This is a genomic window from Aneurinibacillus sp. Ricciae_BoGa-3, assembly GCF_028421645.1.
Classification (GTDB): domain Bacteria; phylum Bacillota; class Bacilli; order Aneurinibacillales; family Aneurinibacillaceae; genus Aneurinibacillus_B.
This window is the reverse complement of record NZ_CP116887.1, coordinates 4,718,152-4,736,648: the sequence shown is the minus strand read 5'-3', so window position 1 is coordinate 4,736,648 and position 18,497 is coordinate 4,718,152. Positions and strand designations below refer to the sequence as shown.

At 44.9% G+C, this 18,497-nt stretch carries 15 protein-coding genes and 2 pseudogenes; 16 read left to right on the top strand and 1 reads right to left on the bottom strand.

Annotated elements, in window-relative coordinates; genetic code table 11:
- The first annotated feature begins 43 nt into the window (after positions 1-43).
- The 10 genes from PP175_RS24030 to PP175_RS23985 all read left to right on the top strand — a co-directional run bounded on the left by PP175_RS24030 (position 44) and on the right by PP175_RS23985 (position 8,874).
- On the top strand, positions 44-979 hold the full coding sequence (locus PP175_RS24030; RefSeq protein WP_272440708.1) for a flagellar hook-basal body protein: 936 nt from the start codon (positions 44-46) through the stop codon (positions 977-979).
- A 14-nt stretch (positions 980-993) separates the two neighbouring features.
- Positions 994-1,839 carry a flagellar hook-basal body protein gene (locus tag PP175_RS24025; protein WP_272440707.1) on the top strand — a complete coding sequence of 282 codons (846 nt, stop codon included), beginning with the start codon at positions 994-996 and terminating at the stop codon, positions 1,837-1,839.
- A gap of 4 nt (positions 1,840-1,843) precedes the next feature.
- A complete protein-coding gene (locus PP175_RS24020) occupies positions 1,844-2,104 on the top strand; it encodes a DNA-directed RNA polymerase subunit beta (RefSeq protein WP_272440706.1) in 261 nt (86 codons plus the stop codon).
- Between the two features lie 127 nt (positions 2,105-2,231).
- A complete protein-coding gene (locus tag PP175_RS24015; protein WP_272440705.1) occupies positions 2,232-3,395 on the top strand; it encodes an RNA-guided endonuclease InsQ/TnpB family protein in 1,164 nt (387 codons plus the stop codon).
- 67 nt (positions 3,396-3,462) lie between these two features.
- Positions 3,463-3,588: a hypothetical protein gene (locus tag PP175_RS24010; protein ID WP_272440704.1), complete on the top strand. Its 126-nt coding sequence runs from the start codon at positions 3,463-3,465 to the stop codon at positions 3,586-3,588.
- Positions 3,589-3,663: 75 nt separating this feature from the next.
- Positions 3,664-4,161 (top strand): Lrp/AsnC family transcriptional regulator, encoded by a 498-nt coding sequence (locus PP175_RS24005; protein WP_272440703.1) that lies wholly within the window; start codon positions 3,664-3,666, stop codon positions 4,159-4,161.
- The gene (locus tag PP175_RS24000; protein ID WP_272440702.1) at positions 4,158-5,336 is read left to right on the top strand and encodes an aminotransferase; all 1,179 of its coding nucleotides are present in this window, start codon (positions 4,158-4,160) and stop codon (positions 5,334-5,336) included. The genes PP175_RS24005 and PP175_RS24000 overlap by 4 nt, the downstream gene beginning before the upstream one ends.
- Before the next feature lie 642 nt (positions 5,337-5,978).
- Positions 5,979-6,908 (top strand): Rpn family recombination-promoting nuclease/putative transposase, encoded by a 930-nt coding sequence (locus PP175_RS23995; protein WP_272440701.1) that lies wholly within the window; start codon positions 5,979-5,981, stop codon positions 6,906-6,908.
- 388 nt (positions 6,909-7,296) lie between these two features.
- Entirely contained in the window at positions 7,297-7,995 is a 699-nt protein-coding gene (locus PP175_RS23990; protein ID WP_272440700.1) for a YetF domain-containing protein, read from the top strand.
- A gap of 249 nt (positions 7,996-8,244) precedes the next feature.
- Positions 8,245-8,874 carry an N-acetyltransferase gene (locus tag PP175_RS23985; RefSeq protein ID WP_272440699.1) on the top strand — a complete coding sequence of 210 codons (630 nt, stop codon included), beginning with the start codon at positions 8,245-8,247 and terminating at the stop codon, positions 8,872-8,874.
- Positions 8,875-8,976: 102 nt separating this feature from the next.
- Here the strand turns inward: PP175_RS23985 and PP175_RS23980 are convergent, their stop codons facing one another.
- Positions 8,977-9,513, bottom strand: coding sequence for a hypothetical protein (locus tag PP175_RS23980; protein ID WP_272440698.1), 537 nt, complete (start codon positions 9,511-9,513; stop codon positions 8,977-8,979).
- Between the two features lie 318 nt (positions 9,514-9,831).
- Between PP175_RS23980 and PP175_RS23975 the strand changes: the two are divergent.
- The 6 genes and pseudogenes from PP175_RS23975 to PP175_RS23950 all read left to right on the top strand — a co-directional run bounded on the left by PP175_RS23975 (position 9,832) and on the right by PP175_RS23950 (position 18,433).
- Positions 9,832-10,430, top strand: a pseudogene (locus tag PP175_RS23975) (IS607 family transposase).
- On the top strand, positions 10,427-11,578 hold the full coding sequence (locus tag PP175_RS23970) for an RNA-guided endonuclease InsQ/TnpB family protein (protein ID WP_272440697.1): 1,152 nt from the start codon (positions 10,427-10,429) through the stop codon (positions 11,576-11,578). Before PP175_RS23975 ends, PP175_RS23970 begins: the two are co-directional and overlap by 4 nt.
- Positions 11,579-11,737: 159 nt before the next feature.
- Complete coding sequence (locus PP175_RS23965) at positions 11,738-14,440, top strand: S-layer homology domain-containing protein (protein WP_272440696.1); 2,703 nt, start codon at positions 11,738-11,740, stop codon at positions 14,438-14,440.
- 399 nt (positions 14,441-14,839) lie between these two features.
- Positions 14,840-15,586: a WecB/TagA/CpsF family glycosyltransferase gene (locus PP175_RS23960; RefSeq protein WP_272440695.1), complete on the top strand. Its 747-nt coding sequence runs from the start codon at positions 14,840-14,842 to the stop codon at positions 15,584-15,586.
- A gap of 25 nt (positions 15,587-15,611) precedes the next feature.
- Positions 15,612-16,682 carry a glycosyltransferase family 4 protein gene (locus PP175_RS23955; protein ID WP_272440694.1) on the top strand — a complete coding sequence of 357 codons (1,071 nt, stop codon included), beginning with the start codon at positions 15,612-15,614 and terminating at the stop codon, positions 16,680-16,682.
- Between the two features lie 387 nt (positions 16,683-17,069).
- Positions 17,070-18,433 (top strand): annotated as a pseudogene (locus tag PP175_RS23950) (transposase).
- The last annotated feature ends 64 nt before the right edge of the window (positions 18,434-18,497 follow it).

The following is an 18,497-nucleotide window of genomic DNA, read 5'->3' as shown; positions in this document are numbered from 1 at the left end:
CCGATAGCTTTGTGTACCATTTAAGAAAGATGGGTGAAAGAATATGCTGCGTGGAATCGATACAGCGGCTGCCGGCATGATAGCCAACCAGGCACGCCAGGAGGCCCTAACGAACAATCTGGCGAATGTGAACACGCCTGGTTATAAGGCGGACAATTCAGTTTATCGAACATTTCCGGAAGTTCTTCTTGATAGAATAAATGATACATCAACTGTGCAGGGCCGGCCTGCGATCCCTGGCCAGCCGCAGCGAGTCGGCGCCCTTGCGCAGGGGGTATATACCCAGGAACTCGTGCCGAGCTTTACGCAGGGAGACATCGTGGAAACGAACAAACCGCTGGATTTTTCACTGGCGGATCAAGGCCTGGCGCCGGCTTATGTGAATGCGGACGGAACGCCTGCGCAGGCGGTTAACGGACAACCGCCGCAGGGAGCCCATGCTGTCCAGCCGAAAGTTTTCTTTGCGGTTCGAAAACAGGGAGACAACGGGCAGGCTGAGATCTCCTACACCCGCAACGGGAACTTCACCATGAGCCCGAATGGACTGCTTACAACACCTGAAGGATACCCGGTGCTTGCCGCCAACGGCCAGCCGGTGAACATTCAGCAGCTGCTCGGTGGCCGCCCGCTTGACAGCCGAAATCTGCAGATGAGTGATACAGGCCAACTGTATGTACAGGGAAGCCCGGCAGCGCCGGTCCAACTGGCGCTCGTGCAGGTCACCAATCCTGATCAGTCCCTTGCCAAAGAGGCGGATACTACGTTTCGTTTTACCGGGCAAGGCCAGCCGCCGGCCCTCACTTCCGGGATTGTTCCGGGAATCTCGGTAAAGCAGGGATATATCGAGAAATCCAATGTCGATGCGGGGCGCACGATGATTGATATGATGTCCGTCATGCGCAGCTATGAAGCGAACCAGAAGGTACTTGCCGCGTATGATTCTACCCTGCAGAAGCTCAATGATGTCGGGCGCGTATAGGATGGAGTGAATAGATGAACAGTTCAATCATTAATGCATTAACCGGTATGCAGGCGATGCATGCCAAAGTCGATACGATCGCCAACAACATTGCGAATGCCGCCACCGATGGTTTTAAAAGCCGGGAGACGCAATTTACAACGCTATTAACAAGAGAGATCAATAACCAACCCAATCCCGCATTTGAACAGGGGCGCCTGACGCCTTATAATGTCCGGCCTGGTGTCGGGGTTAAAGACACGGCGCAGCAGATCGACTTTACGCAGGGAACTTTAAAGCAGACAGACGTTCCCACGGATCTAGCTCTGGAAGGCAGCGGATTCTTCCGGGTACAGCGGGCGGGGGAAACACAGCCGTCATACACACGGGACGGTAATTTTAAACTTATGCCGGCGGCCGGGGCTGCCGGGCAGGTAGAACTCGTTACAGCAACCGGTGACCCGGTAATGAGCGCGGCCGGGCAGCCTATTCGCATCGCCGCACCCTATACCGATCTGAAAATTGTAGCCGATGGGCAGATCACTTACAAAGACTCCATCGGCCGGCAGCGTAATGGCCCTAAAATTGGCGTATATACCATTCAGAATCCTAACATACTGGAGAATACGGGCAGCAATTATTACCGCATTCCCGCGACGGTACCGCCGCAGAATGGCGCGTTGTTAGTGAATGGCGGCGCAGCAAGAACAATGCCGGCTGGCATAGCCGTACACCAGGGAGCACTGGAGATGTCCAACGTGGACCTGCAGAAGGAAATGACCTCCCTCATTGAAGCGCAGCGGGCCCTGCAGTTCAACTCTAGGGCGCTTACGTATTCGGATCAAATGATGAGTGTCACCAATCAAATCTATAAGGGCTGATACAATGGCTGAACAGCGAAAAACGTCAGAAGCCGCAGCGGAGTCAGAGCTCGCGGATAACAGCCGCAACAAACCTGAAAAAAGAAAAAAACATACGCGGGATCCGCTTCCGCTCGTTCTCAAGCTGCTGCTTGTGCCGTTTCTTTTATTTGTATCCCTGCTTATCGGGATGCTGGTGGGCTATAGTTTGCTGGGCAAGGGAGCTGCGATTGACGTGTTCGATCTCCACACATGGACGCATATGTATGACCTGGTGTTCAAATAACCTTGAACATCTCTTTTTACAATACGAAGGCAGAATGCCCTATACTTTAGTGAGTGGATGAATGCTATTTTTGATCATCGAACATATGTTCGGTTTCTGGTAAAATAATGCACAAGGAGGTGAAATATTGGCAACCGTAACACACCTTGTGAAAATAAAGAAACCAACCAAAGCCAAACATAAAGAATGGATTCATGCCCAACAGAAATATGCAGCTTGTATTAATTTGTGTATTGCTCGTATTTTAAATGGAGATTCACTTTCTTCTTCCAATGTTGAAGCTGAACTCAATTCCTCTATTAAAAACGAAGCGATTCGCAAAGCGAAAAGGGCTGTGGCAGATTATAAACAAGGACCTGCTAAAAAGGTTCCAACCTTTAAATCGCGCGTCCCGATTAGCATCAATAACCAAAACTGGGACACGAAGTGTGTTAAAGGTAGATGGTATGTTGGTTTTGTGGTGGACAAAAAGAAAAAATACCTTCCTGTTGAAGAGAATGCGTTTGTTACTCGGTATTTTTCTTTTTTCCAACAAAACATTACATACGAGATGAAACAAGTTAAAAACAAAGCCACAAAAAAGTTGGTAAAAAAAGAAGTTCGGGTAGACAAGAATCGAGAAAATCGTTCAACTATTCAGCTTTTGCGAAAAGGATCCGATTGGTATTTTGCCATCCCTATTGAAATTTCTTGCGAAATTCGCACTTTCTCAATTGTTCCCCAAACTTTTATTGGGGTGGATGTTGGGCTACGTCATCTTGCGGTTATATCTGAACCAAAAAGTGGCAAAAGACAATATTTTTCAGGAAAAGAAGTGGGGTACATTCGTCGACATTTTCGTTCCCTACGGCGTTCTTTAGGTAAAAAGAAGGCACTGCGTGCCATTAAACGCCTGGGTCATAAAGAAAATAGATGGATGCAAGATTACAACCGAAAACTAGCCAAGAAAATTGTTGATTTTGCCCTGCAGTTTGATCGGCCTGTTATTAAAATGGAGAAATTGTATAACATTCGTCAAACATGTAAAACAATGAAAAAAGCAGATCGCACCATTCACTCGTGGGCATTTTATCAGCTACAGCGATTTATTATACAGAGAGCTGAAAAGTGCAATGTTCGGGTGATCTTTGTTAATCCAAAGTACACCTCTCAAGAATGCCCTAAATGCCATCATATTGAAAAGGCAAATCGCAACAAAGATGTATTCCACTGTATGAAATGTGGGCATCGCGATCATGCCGATCATAATGCTTCAAAAAATATCGCCTTGAGCACGAGCATAGCGGTGTAGAAAATTCCGAAAGGCATTTTTGATAGACTATGTGCCCGCAGAGCAAAGCCTTTGCAGGAGGGTAAGCGTGACATTACCTATGGTGTCTGCGATGAAGGCAGGTCAGAAATGGAACAACGGATCATGTCGTGAGATATTATCTCTGCCAGAGCAAGTCACTACCGAGCCTCCACAAGGAAGCCCATCACTTTAGTGTGGGGAGGAAGTCACCTATAATTGTCTGAAGATTATAAGAAATAGAATTATACTGGAGAGGTAGGAGAATTCCATGGAGAAAAGCAAAATCAAAGAGCTGCTGCATCTGCTGGAGGAGAACAGCAGAAGAACGACAGAAACGATGGCTACCATGCTGGATGTTCCGGTTAAGGAAGTCGAAGAGACAATCAACCGCCTGGAGAAAGAGAAGGTTATCATTAAATACCCGGCAATTGTGAACTGGGAAAAGGTCCAGGAGAATGATCTGGTCACCGCGATGATCGATGTCAAGGTAACGCCAAAAAGAGATGTTGGGTTTGATGATGTGGCGGAGCGCATCTACCGTTTCCCGGAAGTTCAATCCGTTTACCTGATGTCGGGCGCATATGATCTCTCGGTTGTCATCGAAGGAAAGACGATGCGCCAGGTTGCCCGCTTCGTATCCGAGAAGCTCTCGGCACTGGATTCTGTCATTTCGACAACGACTCACTTCATTTTAAAGAAATATAAACACGACGGTGTTATTCTGGAGCAGCCTGAAGACGACAAAAGGATGGTCGTATCACCATGAGCCCAATTTCCCAGCGCAAAGGCAGGCTGTCGCAGACGATACAGACGATTCCGCCGTCAGGCATACGCCGCTTTTTTGAACTGGCTTCCTCGATGGAAGGCGTTATTTCCCTCGGGGTCGGCGAGCCGGATTTTGTTACGCCGTGGGGCGTGAGGGAAGCGGCCATTAATTCATTGGAGCGGGGCTACACCTCGTATACTTCTAACAGTGGGCTTTACGAACTGCGCGAAGAGATCTGCCAGTACCTGGCTTCTTCGTTTCAGGCCGTGTATGAACCTGCAAAAGAGATACTCGTGACAGTAGGCGCCAGCGAAGGAATTGACCTGGCACTGCGGGCCATTCTCGACCCGGGCGATGAAGTGCTTGTGGTTGAACCGTGCTATGTTTCGTATGACCCGGTCATCCGGCTAGCCGGCGGGGTGCCTGTCCCGGTGGAGACCGAGCTTGAGCAGAATTTTAAAGTAACACCGCAGCAGCTAGAGGCAAAAATCACGGACAGGACGAAAGCAATTATTTTCTGCTTCCCGAATAACCCGACCGGATCCATTATGACGCGGGAAGAGCTGGCCGGCATCGCTTCGGTGATCGAGAAGCATGACCTGATCGCGATCTCGGATGAAATTTATGCCGAATTGACGTATGACACGCGTCACAGCAGCTTTGCAGCGCTTCCGGGAATGAAGGATCGCACCCTTCTCCTCTCCGGATTTTCGAAGGCGTTCGCCATGACGGGTTGGCGGCTTGGGTATGCAGCCGGGCCAGAGGACATTATCGCGGCCATGACGAAGATTCACCAGTATACGATGCTGTGCGCCCCCATTACCGCCCAGATCGCGGCGCTTGAAGCACTGCGCAGCGGGATGGAAGCGAAGGACCGCATGGTAGAAAGCTATCGCCAGCGCCGCAACTATATCGTGAAAGCATTCGAGCAGATAGGGCTTGCCTGCCACAAACCGGAGGGCGCGTTCTACGCATTCCCGCAGATCGATGCGACGGGCATGAGCGCGGACGAATTTGCGGAGCAGCTCATCCTCGAACAGAAGGTCGCCGTCGTACCGGGCCATGTGTTCGGGCCGGGATGCACTGGGCATATCCGCTGCTCCTATGCAACGTCGATGGAGAACCTCGAAATGGCGATAGAACGAATTGACGCCTTTCTACAAAATAGAAAATAGAAGATAGCAGTAGGATAATGCCAGTAGATCGTCATATCTGCTGGCATTTTTTATTATGTGGAAAGCGTATGTGCTTCACACTGTTGAAGTGCGTTGAATGATTTTTTAAATGGGACCTCCGGTCCCAAACACAGAAGAAAACATCGTGAGGCACATGTCCGCACCTTTCTTTCCCCCTGTGGAGCGTGTGGAACAAAGGGCGAAAAAGACCGGCAACTGTCTCCATCATTGAGATACCCAGATGTTGCACCTAAACGGTATAAAGGAATCTAAGGACATTGCCTGCGCTTACGCTTGCCACTGACCAAGATTCCCTAATGCCGGTCCGCCAGTTGTTACACAAAGCGGCCGTAAAAACTTCTATGAGGGGAGAGAAGAGAGCGGCATGGCCCACGATGTTTTAATTGCCCGGATGTTATAATGGATCCAGATAATTTTTAAGGGGGCATGCGGCATGAGTGAGGAAAGATTCAACCGCATCGAAGATATGCTTGGAACGTTAGCTGAAATGTTTGAGCAAATTGATGCGACGAGGGATCTGATACGAAAGTTCAAGAACCCGCAAATGATCTAAGGGATTATCGTGAAGAAGTAAACGGACGGCTTGATGAAATGGAACACAAGCTACGGAGATGGAAGTGGATGAAGCTGTATGTTGACTTCGCCTTTAAGAAACTGTTCGGTTCACGGGGAAATGAACGCATTCTAATAGCCTTCCTCAATGCAATGATCAAGCCGCCACCTGACAAACGAATAATGGGAATCACCTTGCTGGATAAGGAGATGGGCAGGGAATACCAGGATGACAAGAATGCGATTCTAGACATTCACGCTCAGCTTGATGATGGAAGCAAAGTCAACGTAAAGATTCAGCTTGCAAACGAACATAACCTGCCAAAGCGTACTTTGTATTACTGGAGCCGAATGTACATCGAGGACATTCAGAAAAATGAAAATAATAATACGCTTCCGCGAACGATTTGTATCATCATAACGGGTTTTTCACTGTTCAATGAGACTGAAGAACGCTATCATCTCATATTCGATGTAAAAGAACGTCAAGAAGGATTTCGCTGGGATGATACGCTTGAGATTCATTTGGTGGAGTTGCCAAAACTGGTCAAGCTATGGAGAGAAAAACGAATTGGTTTTGGCGATGACGAGCTGGTAGAATGGTTACTGCTACTTGAAGCAGGAGATAATGAGGGAATACGGAAAGAACTGGAGGTACGCGCCATGGATAATCCAGCGTTGCATGAGGCAATGGAGAAATGGGAGAACTTAAGCCGTGATCCGGACGCAAGACGGGAATATGAAGCGCGCCATAAGGCGATGATGGATAGATTATCTATCATCGCAGAGAATGAGCGAAGGCAGCAGGAGTACGATCGCATAAAACAGGAGTACGCGCGTAAAACGCAGGAAATGTATGAGGAAGGATTTCATGAGGGGCGAATAGAAGAGAAGCGGGCAATGGCCCGAACCTTGTTAGCTAAAGGTCTGGATGAAAAAATGCTAGCAGAAGTCACAAAGCTTACGCTTGAGCAGATTCAACAGTTGCATAGGGGGTAAAGGATCAATCTACAAATAACTACACAGCATGTCATGGATCATCTGACGTTAGATGGAGCGATGTAGAAGTAACAAACTTGACAAAAGGATTATCGATTGAAAAAGGTCTGTCAGGCATAAACCCGGCAGGCCTTTTTTGTATGCACCCGGCATGCGGCAGAACGAACAAAGGTGCAACGGAATTGAAACGATGCTTTACATGTTGATTCAAATGGTTGGCAATGTGAAGAAATGACTCGACTTTTGTACAGCTACCACAACAAATTGCGGAGCCAGTCTAACGGTTATTACTTGTCTAATCGTAGGAATAATAAGGATAGATTAGCATGATTCCGTGGATAGGAATCCCTTTCCAGCTTGCAGGTAGTAACCGGAAGGAGTCTTTAAAATGAGTGTAGCTGAAATAACAGTACGGGTTGTGTGCTCATTTTTTGCCCTGTTGATCCTGACAAGGCTCATGGGGAAAAAAGAAATCGGGCAGCTCACTTTTTTTAATTTTATATCCGCGATTGCGATTGGTGATATTGCTGCTGTTGTCACGCTAGAAAAGAGCATCGACCTCAAAGGAGGCCTCCTGGCATTATTGGGATGGGCACTGCTTACGCTTATCACGGGATTCATCAGCATCAAATCCAAAAACGCTCGGCGTTTGCTTAATGGACAGCCTATCATTTTAATTAAGCAGGGAAAAATTCTGGAGAAGCATTTGCGGGATGCACGGTTAGAAATCAATACGCTGCTTGCGATGCTGCGCCAAAAGGATGTGTTCTCCATTGAAGATGTCGAATATGCCATCTTTGAAATCGACGGCAAACTATCCGTCCTAAAGAAGGAAAGTGAGCAACCAGCGACCCGAAGCGATTTGAATATCCAGCAGAGTAAAATCAACCTTTTTCCCATTCCAACTGAACTCATTTCAGACGGAAAAATCAACCGGGAAAATTTGGCGAAGCTGCACCTCGATGAGAATTGGCTGCAGGAACAGATCAAACGGGCAGGAGCCAGTTCCACACTGGATGTGTTTTATGCTGAAATCCAGAGAGATGGCACCTTGTACGTTGATAAAAGAGAAGATAATTTGCATTGAGGGTAAGATTTTGCTGCAATAAGGATCAACCTTAAGTTGTCGATTGAGGTCTGCCAGGAATTTACCGGCAGGCCTTTTTGCTACGATTCTGCACGACAAAAAATCATTAAGTTTCATTTTGCGGTAGTAAAGACAATTGTTCTGTGTGCTTAAAGGTCTGTATAAAAGTTCTTGACGTACTTCTGACACATTTTGGGCTTATTATTTTTCATTAAGCATTTACACCTTTTTGAAGAGGAGTCTAAAAGTATGTCAATGGAACCTACATCAACACAAAATGAAGTGATTTTCACCCCCACAATAAAATTACAAAAGGAAATTTCGGACGTTATCTTTTTAGATGTAGAATTAGCTGGTGATGTGACCGGTAACGGTGTCTACCAGCACGAAGAAGTAGTAGGGCGAGCCAATTTGCAAATTTTTAATGAAAAATGGATTTCAGGGTCATTAACAGATTATGTAGAGTACGCTTTAAAAAACGCATCTGCTTTACGGTATAATGAACTTCAAATTCTAAAGAATTTATTAACTTCTGAAATGATTCATTTAGTTAAAGATAAAGGAACGATTGCTTATCTCCATCATTTTGAATTATTCCCGCAATACAGAGGAAGGGGGTTAACTAAACCATATTTGTGGTTATTATTAAAATGTCTCAAAGAAGAAATTCGCGCTGATTATGTGATGTTAATGGTGCATCCTGAAGGTGAATTTTATGCAGATGAAATAGCGAATGAGCAAAAGAGATTAATACAACTATATTCGCGTAATGGATTCAGTAAAATTAAAACGAAAAAACCAGTAATGAATAATTCAGGAATTCCTACTGTATATATGTGGAGTAATTTAGCCAATAAATCATTTGATAAGTTTAGTTAAATTAAAAGACATTTACTTCGTGTCGTTATAGCGTTAAACAACGCAAAAAACTCCTCGGTGATCACTTTCCGAGGAGTTTTTTTATGCTTAATAGAAAGGGATTTATTTATGATTTTGGATGCTGTTGATGAGCAGTGTGCCTTTATTGTTAGTTACCGTCATCTCCTCATCGATGTTTGAGCTTCCAAGATCTTTGTTTTGTTTGTCGCTGTGATAGGTCGTATGGGCAGTAACTTCAAAAACATACGCCCCATTCTTTTCTGCAAGAGGGGTAATCTTGACGTTTTCTTGTTTTACTGAGAGTTTATTGGCGGTAATAAACTTAAATTTTCCGCTCTCACTCTGCTGCTGGGACTTCGCCAGATTGGGCGTCAAATACTTATCGCCGGCATGGTAAGAAGACGGGTCCTTATAACTGATGTTGCCCTGGGCAGCCATGTATTGTTTCACAACTTCAGCTGCTTTCGTTTTATCGTTTCCATTAGAAGCTTGCTGCCCTGTGGCAGAAGCAGAAGATTGGCTGGCAGATAGGCTATCAGCAGACGAAGCCTGTGAAGCTGTATTTTTGCTGCTGCAGCCTACCGCCAGTGCGCCGGCTATGAACGTCGTTAATCCCAGGTACACAAATTTCTTGTCCACGTGAATACCTCCAGAATGATTTCATGCAGACATCATCTAGGATGTCTCCTACTCACTTTACCACAAAATAATGAACGAAATAGAAGCTAGAAATGGACACGAAGGAATTTAAAGGGCCTGAAATACAATGGAAAATCATCACCTGGGAGGGCGCACTTAGTGTTTGTCTTATAGGAAAAAGTTGGTGAAATATGAGCAATTTTCTCGACTTCTGTGATAATATTGAATAATGTGTAAGCACTTTGTTATAGGGAGAAGGAGGAGTAAAACAGTAAATAAAACATAATCAAATATTATGAAATGGGATATAATGCAATCATGGAAAAGATATACAAGCCAAAAGAGTTTGCTTCGATGCTTGGTGTCACGGTTTTAACGCTTCAACGATGAGATAACTAAGGTAAAATAATTGCTCACCGAAACACTTAAGGAAGGAGGATATTACACAGAAACGCAGTACCGAGAATACATGGGGATTTCGGAAGAAAATAAAGTAGGTCAAAACAATTATTTGCGCTAGAGTATCTAATCGAGGTCAAAAAGATTATTTAACCAATCAAATTGAGTTTTTAACACAGCATGCAAACGCAAAAGGAATCATCGTAGATGAAGTTTTTACTGATGTTGGCAGTGGGCTTAACTACAAACGTAAAAAATGGAATTAAGATTTAGCTCAAAAAAGAGAAATAAAGACAATCATCATTTCTCATAAAGATCGCTTTGTCGTTTTGGATATAAAACATTTGCAGAAGTTTTTACGCAAATGTGGGGTAGAAATTTTAATTGTGAATAATGAATCTCTCTCACCAGAAGAAGAACTCGTTCAAGACTTAATTTCAATCATTCATGTTTTTTCTTGTCGCATTTACGGTCTAAGAAAATATAAGAAAAAACTGAAAGAAGATGCTGATCTATGAAGAAAGCATACAAAACCGAAATCATCTTGAATGAAAAACAGTGTCAAAAAGCCCATCAAACTCTCGGTGTTTGTAGATACGTTTACAATTTATACCTTTCCACGAACAAAGCGTATTACGAAAAAGAAAAGAAATTCCTTAGCGGTATGGATTTCTCCAAGTGGTTAAACAATGAGTACACCAAAGAAAAGGACCAATGGATAAAACTTGTATCTAGTAAAGCAGTTAAGCAAGCTGTCATGAATGGTGAAAAAGCTTTTATTAGATTTTTTAAAGGCTGGAGCAAGTTTCCTAAATTTAAGAAAAAGAAAAATCAGGATGTAAAAGCCTACTTTCCGAAGAATAATCCTACGGATTGGACAGTGGAAAGGCATCGCATTAAAATACCCACACTAGGTTGGGTTCGTTTAAAAGAGTATGGATATATTCCAGACAATGCGAAGGTAAGCAGTGGAACAATTTCATATAAAGCAGGCAGGTTTTTCGTGTCCGTGCTATGTGAGGTTGAATTCGTTAACTCGCAAATTAATCCCCATGTTGGTGTAGGTGTGGATGTAGGAGTTAAACATTTTGCTGTGTGCAGTAATCATACCGTATTCAAAAATATCAACTACACTACCAAAATTAAAAAGGTAGAAAAATCATTAAAACGACAACAACGAAAACTTAGTCGAAAATACGAATATAAAAAGAAACGAGGTGAACCCTGCTATAAAAACATACAAAAACAGATAGCGATGATTCAAAAACTTCACGTTCGATTAGCTAATATTCGTGAAGAATATGTTAGATACGTCGTTAATGCCTTGGTAAAAGCCAAACCGAAGTATATAACGATTGAGGATTTGAATGTTAAAGGTCTGATGAAAAATCGCCACTTAGCTGATTCTATTCGCAAGCAAAAATTCTATCGTTTTAAAGAGTGGTTGACGTCCAAGTGTAATGAATATGGGATTGAACTACGCATGGTTAGTCGTTTTTATCCGAGTTCAAAAGCATGTTCATGTTGTGGGTACAAGAAAAACAAGCTAAGTTTATCTGAGCGAATTTTCAAGTGTGATTCTTGTGGAGTAGAATTAGACCGAGATTTTAACGCAAGTCTCAATCTAAAAAATGCAACAGAATATACATTTATCACCAGACGATAATGTATATATGTACGGTGGGCTACATCGGAATTAACGCCTGTGGAGTGCTATATCAACCAAAGTAGCGAGTAAGTGGTGAAATGGAGTACGAAGAAGCAGGAAACCGTCTAGCATAAACGGATTATATTTGTTTATGTTTTTAGTAGCAGTGACACGATAATGAAGCGGGTAAAACGTTCGATAATTCCGTTCACCTTTGCAGGACTTATGTCCGTAACCAGTTTAGGGTGGACGACAACAGCTTTTGGTGCAGTGAACTTTTCAGACGTACCGGACAACCACTGGGCCTCCCAATATATCACGAAAATGGGTTTGCGCGGCGTAGCGTCCGGGTATGAGGATGGAACCTTCCACCCCAACTTTACCGTTACACAGGCAGAGGCACTGTCGCTGGCCATGCGAAATATGGGATTGAAAAGTGCGGCTGAAAGCTACAAGGGAACATCAGGAAAGTCATACAACGCTCCAGCGTGGGCGAAAGGCTATATCGGCCTCGCCATTGATAAGGGGCTGATCAAACCGACGGAGAACCGTTTCACACCAGGCCAGCCTGCCACAAGAGCGTGGGTGGCACAGTTGATGGTCAGAATGATAAACAAAGACAGTGAAGCGGCAGCGAACACCGGGGCGAGCAATTTTCTCGACAGCAGTTCAATCCCTTCCTGGGCAAGCCGTTACGTAAAGACGGCTGTCGACTACGGCATTTTATCCGGTTACGCCGACAACGGAGGCTATGTGTTTAAACCGAATCAGGCCATTACCCGGGCGGAAATGCTGACGCTGTTAAGCAACGGGGAGAAGTATCTCGATATTGAATCGAACCAGACGCAGGTAGGTACACTGCAGGCGATTAATCATACAGCTTTAGCTATCAAAAGCAGCAACAACAATACCGTTCATACATATGCCATCACCGACCAAACCATTTTTTACGATCATAAGAAAAAGGTAACGGTGGATGACATTAAGCCGGCAAGCGAGGCCATTGTCATTGGCGATGGGACGAACGCTTCTTATGTAGAGCTTACAGGCGATACTGGAAATTCAGCGGGCACCGGGGGAGCGGGCAATACCGGCAGCAACGGAGACACTTCATCTGCCAACACAGTAATGAAGGTAACGGTGGAGAAAGTATATCCGGAAGCCAACACGTTGATTGTCAAAGACGACAATTCCAAGCTTACGACGTATGCGGTGGACAGTCAGGTTAAGCTGAACGGAAATGGCGGTACATTGACCAACATCAGCCAGCTTATGAGCGGAGATGTGATCCAGGCAACGGTTTCCCCGGATGGCAAGATTATTGAAATTGCCCGTACAGGTGAAAGCCAGGCCAGCCCGCTGCAAGGGACAGTGTATGATGTTGACGCATCCAGCAAGCTGATTACGATCAAAAGCGCTTCAGGCAAGCTGGCGGCATATCAATATAGTGATTCGACCACCGTAGACTATAAAAACCATCGTTTTCCGACCGTCGGTGACCTCAAGCAGGGGGACAGTGTCAAGCTTGTAGTGGATGGCCAGAACATTGTCTCATCCATCACGCTTCAGGCAGCACAAGATGCACCGGGTGTTACGGGCACAGTCAAGACGATTCTGCCGGACCAGAATTTTATCACCGTACAAAAGGATGATGGAACCCTCCAGGCTTATAAAGTAGATCCGAATGTAACGGTTACACTTAATGGGACGAGCAGTGCTGCCATCTCTGATGTCCAGAGCGGCGATCAGATTTCCTTAACAGCGGACAATGGTACGGTAACAGCCATTGCGGTAACAAACCGGACAAGCACCGACCAGCCAGGAATGATTAACGGAACGGTGTATGCCGTTGACCAGACGAACCGGATTGTTTCCCTTAAGATGGCAAGCGGCGATTTAAAAGCGTATGAGCTGGCAGCAACCGCTCCGCAAATTGTTGTGAACGGGATAACAAATCCAGCTCTTTCCGACTTAAAGAAGGATATGAACGTATCTGTCCAGCTGGATTCGGATAATAAAATTATTTATATTAATGCGGACAACCGGGTTAAAGCCCAGATTTCACGCATTGATATGGATAACCGCCTGCTGACCGTTAAGCTTACAACGGGTGAGTTAAAAGTCTACATAGTCAGCAACAATGTCACTATTGTCGCCCATGACCTGCGCACCATTGATATCGGCGATCTGCGTGTCGGTGATAATGTATCGATGACCTTGAGCGGCTCACAAGTTGGCAAGATTGAAGTGGAGCGTGCGATTGTTTACCGCATAACCAATGTCAACACGTCTGTGAACCTGTTAACCGGACAGGACGATGCCGGCAATATCCGAAACTTTGATCTCAGCAGCGGCATTACATTCACGGCACCTGGCAACCCGTACCCTAAAGCATCCGATGTCAAAGTAGGAGATGTTATAAAAGGCACGTACCTGGGTGACACCCTGAAATCTATTGCGCTCCTCCCAAGCATAACGGGTACCGTTGTCTCCGTAGATACCGACAACAACAAGTTCAGCGTAAGGGACTATAATGGCGTATTAACAGATGTTCCATTCAACACAGGAAGCATCATTAATTCCGGTGACCTGCAGTATGCGTCACTCAATGCCCTGCATAAAGGTGACCGCGTACAGGTAGCGGATGCAACCAATAACACCAAAACGGTTTCGGTGATGAAGGCGATTCAAACCACCTTTACATCCCTCGATCCGCTGGGAGACAGGGTTTATACCACAGTGGGCAGTTACTATCTGCCACAGTCGCTTTTCAACCGCCTGCCTAACCTGGACACCACACTCAGAGGGATCAATAAAAACGACAAAATCGTCATTTACCAATTCAATAACGAGGTTTATGACATCTCAACCGGCAATTAACAGAAAAGAGGCCTGCTTCCGTAATCGGACAGCAGGCTTTTTGTTTGTGAGAACGCTCAGTTTAAAGTGTTTGGATTGGAAAGGGTGGAAGGGGGCCTTAGGGTCCCAAAAATATCATAGGAAGACATCGTGAGACACATGCAAGCTCCTTACTTTCCCCATTTAACATTTTCATCGTTTTTTCATCTTTCTTGGTTAAAGTTACAGACATGGCGGAAACGTATAGAAAAGTACGCAATGTCAAACGATTAGGCTGTGGAATACTTCTTCTGGATCAGTTGGAAAAAATGCGTAACTTACTTTCTTTTGATTGTGATTTCCTAATGCTTGGTATAAAATGAATTCGGTATAGATTTACGGATAGAACAAAGCGTGAAGCTGGAATGGATGAAAAGGATTATGAATACATATAAGCGGGTAGAAATCCTCCAGGTTCCTTTTTTGCAAGCTGGCTTCAATGAGACCGTTGAGCTGCTCACCCGGAGCGTTACCAGCAATGCCAAGATTCAGGTGGTGACAGCGAACCCTGAGATTGTTATGATGGGCAGGCAGGATCCGGAGTATATGAAACTTCTTCAACAAGCTGGTATCATCACACCGGACGGGATTGGAATTGTACTGGCCTCCCGCTGGATAGGCCAGCCGGTGTCGGAACGCGTCTCCGGCTATGACCTGCTGCATGGACTGATGAAACAGGCCAACCGCTACGGTTGGAAATACATGCTTGTTGGGGCTTCCCCTTCTTCATCAGATGGAGCAGCCTTGAAGCTTAAGGAACTGTACCCGAATGCTGTTTATGCAGGGCATTACAGCGGGTATTTTACAGAGGAAGAAGAGCCCGACATAGTGAAACACATACAGCAAGAGAAGCCGCAGCTTTTATTTGTGGCGCTGGGTGCACCCAGACAGGAAAAGTGGATTGCCAGACATCTCCCGGATTTACCGGTTAATATAGTGATGGGTGTAGGAGGAAGCTTCGATGTGCTGTCCGGCACCGTGAAGCGGGCACCCGAGTTGTTCCAGAAACTCAATCTGGAATGGTTTTATCGGCTGGTGAGCCAGCCGAAGCGCTGGAAGCGGCAACTGTTGCTGCCTAAGTTTGCGATAAGCGTGCTATGGAACCAGGTATTGCTCCGCAGAAATTAGACCACAACCACTAAGGAGAGAAAACATGAACAGTTATATATACGGGTTTATCCTCTCACTTGTCGTAACCGTACTGGCTACACCTCTTGTGAAACGGTTGGCCATTGCCATTGGCGCCGTGGATAAGCCTAATCATAGAAAAGTACACCAGCGCGTTATGCCGCGTCTCGGCGGCCTTGCGATCTACATCGGTTTTTCTCTAGCGTATCTTCTGTTCTTTCCATCATCGAAGGAAGCAATGGGAATATTTCTGGGCGGAAGCATCATTGTACTGGTTGGTGCGCTTGATGACCGTTTTGAACTATCTCCAAAACTTAAACTGTTAGGCCAGATTGCAGCTGCGCTTGTCGTCGTCTTCAACGGCCTCCAAATAGAATTGATTAACCTTCCGTTTGAAGGGGTGCTCAGCCTGAACTGGGGTTGGGTAACGATTCCGGTTACGGTATTTTGGATTATCGGAATCACCAATGCCGTTAACCTGATTGACGGATTGGACGGACTGGCTGCTGGCGTATCCGGCATTGCGACAGCTGCCATGATGATCATCGCCCTTATTATGGGCAACATGGTTGTTGCCCTTTACTGTGTGATCCTGCTCGGCGGAATTATCGGATTCTTATTTTATAATTTTCACCCTGCGAAGATCTTCATGGGGGACACAGGTGCACTGTTCCTTGGGTTTAACCTGGCCGCACTGTCGGTTATGGGTTTTAAATTTGCAACGTTAATTATGTTCGTTATTCCGATTTTGATTCTCGGCGTTCCACTCTCTGATACAGTGTTTGCCATGCTGCGTCGCTTCTTAAACAAGCGGCCGATCTCTGTAGCGGATAAGGAACACCTGCATCACTGCCTGCTTACGATGGGTCTTTCCCACCGTGGTGCGGTGCTCGTGATTTACGGCATTAGTGCTGTGTTTGCCACAGCCGCTATTATTTTCTCGCAATCTACCCTGTGGGGTGCACTTGTGATTGTAGGACTTGTGATTATCATGCTTGAAGTTGTGGCCGAGTTGATTGGCTGGGTCGGCCAGAAGAAACCGCTATTGAATGCACTCCGGAGAATTAGACGGTTATCCCGGCAGGGAACGAAGTAAATATAGTTAAGTAGGAAAGAACCTCTGATTATTTCAGAGGTTCTGACTGTAGACAAAATCCAAAAGAAAACGGATTTGTCTGCAGTTTTTTTGTATAATTTAAGATACAAACTATTTATTGGGTGATGAAAATGCTAACGCAACATACTGGGACGAATCGTGAACAATTAGAGATGATTACATTAGAACAACTGGTACCTAAAAACCACCTTGTCCGAAAAGTCGAGGCTTCTATAGATTTTTCATTTATTTATCCACTTGAATCAATTTCATAACTCATAGTCCTTGAACCGTAAGGTTCAATAAGGATGAAAAAAAAGGAGTACCTCCCTAAATCTCGAATAGAGTAGTTGCTACCACAACTCAATGAGAAAGGTTTGTCTCCTCGTGTACTCTATTCGTCAAGGACATTTGTTTTCCCTGCAAGATTTGTTAGATTTAGAACCTACCGAACGTTACAAGGCGATTTTTGAAGGCATTAATATTATGCCGCTGCTTAAAATTACGTCTAAGAAAACATCTGCAGGTGCCCCTCAGTCACTTAATTATCCCGCGATGATTTATGCCATGTTGGCTCGTATTTTAGAGGGGGTCCCAACGATGGCACTTCTTGTTCGCCGTTTAAAACAGAATGTTCTTTTCCGTCTGGATTGTGGTTTTTCCTTTTCCGATCGGGTGCCATCTGAATCTTCTTTCTCACGTTTGATTCGAAAGATCAAAACCTCAAATGTGTTGGCTGAAATGAATGATCAACTTCTATCACAAGCGATGGAAGAAGGTTTTATTGATGGTATCCATATTGCCATTGACGCAACGCACATCGAAGCGCGAGATCAAGCTCCACAAAAAGATGAAGTGGAAGGGGAAACCGCTGTCAAAGAACCGAAAAAACGAGGCCGCAAAAAGAAAGAAGACTATGAGGCCTGGAAAAAAGAACAGGAAGAAATCCAAAACAACCTGCCTATTTTTGAGCAGAAAATCGAAAAACAATTGGATTACACCTTCGGTGAGCTTCAAAAAGAAATGACAAACGCTCCCAGGTGGGGAATTAAGAAGAACTCCGAAAATAAAACCTTTTTTGGTATGGCTACAAACTTCACTTAGCTGTAGAAACGAAAAGTCAGTACATTTTAGGACATTTGCTTTCGTCAGGAAACATGAACGATGCCAAAGCTGCGATTCCGCTATTAAAAGGTATAGCTGAACGTTTTCCTATTCTGAACATCACGAAAGTGATGGCGGACGCCGGATATGATTACAAACCGATTTATGAGCAGATTTACCGTATGAAAGCAGTTGGGATCATCGCTTATAATAAGCGGAATGAAGCGCCACCTATCGGTGTTGATAAGTATTTCGCACCGACCTGTGTCCGTGAGTATTCCTATCGTTATGATAGCTATGATAAAAAATACGAAACGCTCAAGTATACAAGACCGAAGGAATGTAAGGATTGTCCGCTCGCTCACGACACGCTCTGTCAAAGGAGCATGAAAATCAAAAAAACAGTGGATTTGCGCCGGTATCCAGCTCCCGCCCGTGGAAGCGAGTCGTGGAAAGAGCTTTATAAGGAACGTACTTCTGTTGAACGAGTGAACGCGTACTTAAAAGAATATTTCCAGTTGAACAATATCCGGTATCGTTCCGGAGAATTAGCGAAAGTCCATGTTGATTTACTGTGCCTATTGTTTAATGCTTCTAAATTAGCTGTTGATCGTATCAACACCAAATTGAGCGTTAAAGCCGCTTAACAGAACGCGACCTCCGGTCGTTTTTTAAATGAATACAAAAATTCTGTAGGTATTGAGATTTTTA